The organism is Microcystis sp. M31BS1 (assembly GCF_020245285.1).
GTDB classification, from domain to species: Bacteria; Cyanobacteriota; Cyanobacteriia; order Cyanobacteriales; family Microcystaceae; genus Microcystis; species Microcystis panniformis.
In genome coordinates, this window is record NZ_JADBVE010000312.1 from 1 (window position 1) to 6,053 (window position 6,053).

At 42.6% G+C, this 6,053-nt stretch carries 5 protein-coding genes; 2 read left to right on the forward strand and 3 right to left on the reverse strand.

Annotated elements, in window-relative coordinates; all coding sequences use genetic code 11:
• The 3 genes from IM509_RS17995 to IM509_RS18005 form a co-directional block, all read right to left on the reverse strand.
• A partial coding sequence (locus IM509_RS17995; protein ID WP_272079338.1) for a DUF29 family protein occupies positions 1–156 on the reverse strand: 156 nt, incomplete at its 3' end.
• 42 nt (positions 157–198) lie between these two features.
• The gene (msrP, locus tag IM509_RS18000) at positions 199–1,182 is read right to left on the reverse strand and encodes a protein-methionine-sulfoxide reductase catalytic subunit MsrP (RefSeq protein WP_185237600.1); all 984 of its coding nucleotides are present in this window, start codon (positions 1,180–1,182) and stop codon (positions 199–201) included.
• 85 nt (positions 1,183–1,267) lie between these two features.
• Positions 1,268–2,653 carry a cytochrome P450 gene (locus IM509_RS18005; RefSeq protein ID WP_185237599.1) on the reverse strand — a complete coding sequence of 462 codons (1,386 nt, stop codon included), beginning with the start codon at positions 2,651–2,653 and terminating at the stop codon, positions 1,268–1,270.
• Positions 2,654–3,050: 397 nt separating this feature from the next.
• Here IM509_RS18005 and IM509_RS18010 point away from each other — a divergent pair, with 397 nt between their 5' ends.
• Both IM509_RS18010 and IM509_RS18015 read left to right on the forward strand, forming a co-directional pair.
• Positions 3,051–3,806 (forward strand): TVP38/TMEM64 family protein, encoded by a 756-nt coding sequence (locus IM509_RS18010; RefSeq protein ID WP_052277667.1) that lies wholly within the window; start codon positions 3,051–3,053, stop codon positions 3,804–3,806.
• Between the two features lie 224 nt (positions 3,807–4,030).
• Complete coding sequence (locus IM509_RS18015; protein ID WP_052277666.1) at positions 4,031–5,578, forward strand: mercuric reductase; 1,548 nt, start codon at positions 4,031–4,033, stop codon at positions 5,576–5,578.
• Positions 5,579–6,053 lie beyond the last annotated feature (475 nt).

The window sequence follows — 6,053 nt, forward strand, 5'->3', positions numbered from 1 at the left end:
ATTTTCGATTTTGCGCTTTTCACTCCTTCCCATACTTGCTAATTCCTCCAGTAAATTCTCTAAATCTACCCGCTCAAACTGTCTCGCTTGCAGTTGATTAATAGTAGTTCTAATCCAGAGATAAAAGTCTTGTTCGTACAGAGTTTTATTGTCCATAGATACTTAGTTAAACTGAATAAATGGGGATAATCATAGAACTTAACTATATAAACTAGCCACATATTCACCATAGCCATTATAGGGGAGAGTTTCGATAATTTCCCAAGATAAATCACTTCTACTGCCGATAAATTTCTCCGTTGCTTGCGACCAACGGGGATGGGGTTTACTGGGGTTTACATTAGCCTCAAAATCGTATTCATGAGCGTCAATTGTGTTCCAGTAGGTGGCGGGTTGTTTGGCGGTAAATTCAATTTTTACTATTGATTTTGCTCCTTTAAAACCGTATTTCCAAGGAATAACCATTCGCAAGGGTGCGCCGTGTTGTTTGGGTAAATCATGACCGAAAATTCCCACGGCAAAGAAAGCTAATTCATTGGCCATTTCTTCAATTCTTAAACCTTCTGCATAGGGCCAGGGTAAGGCTCCTAAATGTAATCCTGGCCCCTGGGTAATTTCGGGATCATAAAAGGAGGTGAAACGGACGAATTTTGCTTCGGGTTTTGGTTCCACTGCCGCGATTAAAGCACTCATGGGAAAACCTAGCCAAGGTAACACCATTGACCAAGCTTCTACACAACGAAAACGATAGATTCTTTCTTCGAGAGGAAAGGTTTTTTTAATAGTATCTATATCGTAGGTTTGGGGATTTTTTACCAATCCTCCCACTTCTACCGTCCAGGGATTCGTCGGTAATTTCTGCGCTTTTAACCAGATATTTTTCCCCCCTCCGAACTCATAAAAATTGTTATATCTCCCCGCTACAGTTTCGGCAACTATGGGGCGATTTACCGTTAAAAACTGCGGATTTTTGCTGAACCCTGCAATTTTAGGTAATTGCAAACTTTTTTCTAAAGCTTCCGAGGAGGAGGATTTACCACAAGCAGTTAATAATAGGGAACTCCCCGCAATTCCTGTCCCGATTAACCCCTGTAAAAAGCGACGACGGTTAAAATAAACACTTTCGGAAGTAACTTCATTTTCGGAAATTTGCCAAGATTTAGCTAAACGAATTAAGACCATAATTATCCCCAATTTTATTGACAAAAAAACAGAGTTATGATATGGGATACCACAACTCTGATTGTACAATAGTTTGTCAGTTTTTTTAAGAAATTTCGGCGAGCATCCGGGCAGTAACCAGAGGTTCCCGTCGTCCTTTTAAGACCATGGGAACTCCTCGCGAGGGAGCAAGGGTGACACCGCGACGACTGGGTTTTTCGGGGGTATTATTAACTAGAGTTAACTGATAATTAGCCAAAATTGTGGCGATAGCGATTTTCATCTCGTAGATAGCTAAAACTTCCCCGATACAACGACGCGCCCCACCACCAAAAGGCATATATTCGTAGGGGGTGAATTGTTTTTCTAAAAAGCGTTCCGGTTTAAAAGTATGGGAATCGGGGAAAGTTTGCTCGCGGTGGTGAGCTAGATAAATACAACCCATAAGAATTGTCCCTTTTTCTAAAGGATAACCATCTAATTCTACTGGTTCTTCCACTGCTCGCGGAAAAGTTAACATTGCCACGGGATGAATGCGTAAAGTTTCCGAACAAACCGCCGAAAGATAGGGTAATCGAGTTATGTCAATGGGGTTAGGATTATCTCCTAAAGTGGCTATTTCTTGCAGAATTTTTGCTTGAATTTCTGGATAGCGATGAGTCCAGTAGAGCGCCCAAGACATAGCGGTGGCTGTGGTTTCATGACCTGCGAATAATAAGGTCATTAATTCATCGCGCAATTCCTTATCGCTCATTGGGTTGCCTTCTTCATCCTGGGCGGACATCAGTAGTGATAAAATATCGGTGCGATTGGGGTTAGGATTAGCTTTTCTTTCGGCAATTTCTGTATAGATAATATCATCAATTTTTTCTTGGGAACGCTGGTATTTTCCCCAGGGACTCCAAGCACCCAAATCAGCCCGCAAAATTGGGAAAAATAGCAAAGAAGCCATCACCGGAGAGTTAAATATATCGAGCATTTCAGCCAGAATTTTTTTCAGGGTTTGATAACGTTCCCCTTGACTAATTCCAAAAACTGCCTCCATAATTACTTGTAAAGCGATTGCTGTGGTCGCTGAACGGGCCTTAAAAGGTTGATTTTCGGGCAATTCTGCCATTACTCTTAGGGTAATATCGCGGATTAAATCGCCGTAGAAACGCATTCTTTCCCCGTGAAAAGGTGGCAATAAAAGCTGACGGCGTTTTTTGTGGATGTCTCCGTCTAACATGACGACGGAATAATCACCAATAATCGGGGCAATAATCCGATTGGCTTCCCCCGGTGCCGAAAATTTTTTACGGTCATTAGTTAAAACCTGTTGTAGGGCCGCAGGACTACTGACAAAGATAAAATTATCTACAGTTAAACCCACTTTTGTGCTAAAAATATCGCCATGCTTGCGGGCGGCATTTTCCATAAAAGCTACAGGATTAATGATCCATTGTGCCATTTGCAGGAAGGTAGGGGCCTTGACCTTGGGGATGATTTTCATAGATTAATTGCTATATCGAATGCTAATTATTTCTAATTGTGACATTTTTTCCCCAGAGACGGCAAGGTGTAATAAGCTGCCCGCGCATTTAAATTGCTTATTGAGATGAGGCAAGAGGCACTCTTGCAAGGGGCAAGAGGCAAAAGTAAAGGGATTAGGGGAGATTTAGCTAATCTAAGGATAGGCAGTTAAGATACCTCTCAGCTTATCAAGTAAACAGCAAAAATTACCGGGCTGTTGCTCGTCCTATCTTCTCCCAGAGAGGGGGATTTTCTGGGAATTTTCAGGATTGGCTTTCTGGTCTAAACAATGATAACTACGGTAGAATAGCCCCTAGTTCTATTTAATTCGCTTTTATAGTTTAATCTCTCTTTTATTCTCTTTTTAGGGACTTGTGATGATTATTTCCCAGTCCAGCAACTGGAAAAAGCTGGTTATTTGCCGTTATTTGCCGCTGCTAATCGCCTTTAGCGGCACTTTTCTCCTGACTACTCCCCCCGCTTTTGCCCTCGAATCCAGTGCCTCCACCGGTTTTAATCCTCAAACTATTCTTTTCAATGCCTTAACTTGGGTGGATAGTTTGGGGTCTGTGGGAGCGATCGCGTTTATAATTATCTATATTCTAGCTACTGTGGCCTTTTTTCCCGGTTCAATCCTGACTTTCGGGGCTGGTGTGGTTTTTGGCCTGGTTTTAGGCTCTTTTTACGTCTTTATCGGGGCAACTATCGGCTCCGCTGCCGCTTTTCTGGTGGGACGTTATTTGGCTAGGGGTTGGGTGGCGGAAAAAATTCAAGGTAATAATAAATTTCAAGCTATCGATGAAGCTGTGGGGAAAGAAGGCCTAAAAATAGTGCTTTTAACCCGGTTATCTCCCATATTTCCTTTTAATCTGCTCAATTATGCCTATGGTGTCACCGGGGTTTCCCTGAAAGACTATCTACTAGGTTCCGCAGGCATGATTCCGGGGACGATAATGTATGTCTATATTGGCTCTTTAGCGGGCAGTCTTGCCACTATCGGCACCTCAACACCAGCCACTAACCCAGCTTTACAATGGACTATTCGCCTGATCGGTTTTATCGCTACCGTTGCTCTCACCCTCTACGTCACAAAAATTGCCCGTCAGGCCCTGGCATCAGTTATCAGTGAATAGTAATCATTTATCAGTCAGGGGTTGGGGAAGTGGGGTGTGGGGTGTGGGAAGTGGGGAAATTGAACTAAAACCCCAAAACCCTAAAACCCTAAAACCCCAACTCCCTAAAACCCCAACTCTCAACTCCTGCCTCCTGAATCCTGAATTCTGAATCCTGAATCCTGACTACTGGCTACTGACTCCTAACCCTAACAACAATTTTTGATTTTTACAAGAGGTCTAATATGTTTGAAAATAGCTCCAGTGAAGTTAATATTCTCCCCATGGACGAACATAATCAAAAATTAGTTAATTATGTTCATCCTGCCGATTGGCTCAATCCACAACCCCAAGATTGTTATGATTTAGTCGTCATTGGTGCGGGTACTGCGGGTTTAGTCGTAGCGGCGGGGGCTGCGGGTTTAGATATAGGTTTAAAAGTGGCTTTAGTGGAAAAACATCTCATGGGGGGAGATTGCCTCAATTTCGGTTGTATTCCTTCTAAATGTCTGATTCGTTCCTCTAGAATTATCGGGGAAATTGAGAAAGCCAAAAAATTAGGAATTAATATTGGGGATACTAGGGTAGATTTCGCCAGAGTAATGACCAGAATGCGGCAAATTCGCGCCGATATTAGCCCTCATGATTCGGTGCAACGTTTCCAAAAACTAGGTATCGATGTCTTCTTGGGTAGCGCTCGTTTTTTAGGACAAAATGCCGTGGCAGTCGCGGGAAAAACCCTCACTTATAAAAAAGCCGTTATTGCCACTGGTGCTAGGGCCTTTCATCCCGATATCCCCGGACTACAAGCGGCGGGATTTTATACCAATGAAACAATTTTTTCCCTAACAGAATTACCTCCCCGATTAGCTGTTATCGGTGGCGGGCCGATTGGTTGTGAATTAGCCCAAGCTTTTCAAAGGTTAGGCGCACAGGTGATTTTATTTCATAATCATTCCCATCTTTTGAATAAAGAAGACCAAGAAGCAGCCGAAATTATTGAGAATACTTTCCTGCGGGAAGGAATGCAATTAATTCTCTCTTGCCAAATTGAACGGGTGACAAAAAATGAGCGGGGTAAAACCATTGAATATACTAGCAACGGTCAAGGAGCAACTATCACCGTTGATGAGATTTTAGTCGCTGCCGGCCGGGAGCCAAATCTGTCAGGATTAAATTTAGAAGCGGTGGCCGTAGAATACGATAATCGTCGGGGAGTCAAAGTTAATGATTATCTGCAAACTACTAACCCGAAAATTTATGCGGCCGGTGATATCTGTATGGATTGGAAATTTACCCATGCTGCCGATGCAGCCGCCCGTATTGTGATTAAAAATACTCTCTTTTCTCCCTTCGGTTTCGGACGCGATAAGCTCAGTAATTTAGTTATGCCTTGGGTCACTTATACTGACCCAGAAATCGCCCGGGTGGGTATGGATGAAACCCAAGCACAGACCCGGGGATTGGTCACTAATACTATTAAAATTCCTTTGAGTATAGTCGATCGATCTATCACTGATGGCGAAACGGACGGTTTTTTAAAAATTATTCACAAACAAGGTTCCGACCAAATTTTAGGAGCCACTATCGTCGCCTCCCACGCCGGTGAGATGATTTCCGAAATTACCACCGCTATGGTTGCTAAAATCGGACTGAGTAAACTCTCTACTGTTATTCATCCCTATCCCACCCAAGCGGAAGCGATTAAAAAGGCCGCCGATGCCTATCGTCGAACTCTCTTGACTCCTAATAGTCAAAAACTCTTGGAATTGTTGACTAAATTATCGGGTTAAAATCAATGATTGCCACCGGACAGAACTACGGCAGAACTTTGAGCAATTCTGGTGGGAATTATAGTCATTTCAATTAAGATTGAGAATATCAATGCCAGAGTTCATAAGGGGTTCACCGGTCTAGAGTGTATCAGACTTATCTGAAATGACTATATAATCGCCATCTCCGAAGAGGAAACCATCTTGAAATACAGCAACAAAAACCCTACCATATTCTACTTATTCCGTAGCTATCGAATATTTCATCTGCGCTAATAATCGACATTTTTTCTACCATCGCTTGAGCAATTAATAATCGATCAAACGGGTCACGATGATGAAATGGTAAAGTTGTGACAACCTGACTGACGGACACATTTTTCAATACAAAGACAAGTACTGTTATGTGAAAGCCTCAAACTCCTGAATAAAAGAAAAGGTAATTTTGCCATAATAATCCTGACGAGCTTTGCGAGAAGCAAAACAGGGAAAAGGG

Coding starts and splice junctions, on each gene's coding strand:
- msrP (WP_185237600.1), bottom strand. CDS start 1,182: ATGGTCTTAATTCGTTTAGCTAAATCTTGGCAAATTTCCGAAAATGAA.
- IM509_RS18005 (WP_185237599.1), bottom strand. CDS start 2,653: ATGAAAATCATCCCCAAGGTCAAGGCCCCTACCTTCCTGCAAATGGCA.
- IM509_RS18010 (WP_052277667.1), top strand. CDS start 3,051: ATGATTATTTCCCAGTCCAGCAACTGGAAAAAGCTGGTTATTTGCCGT.
- IM509_RS18015 (WP_052277666.1), top strand. CDS start 4,031: ATGTTTGAAAATAGCTCCAGTGAAGTTAATATTCTCCCCATGGACGAA.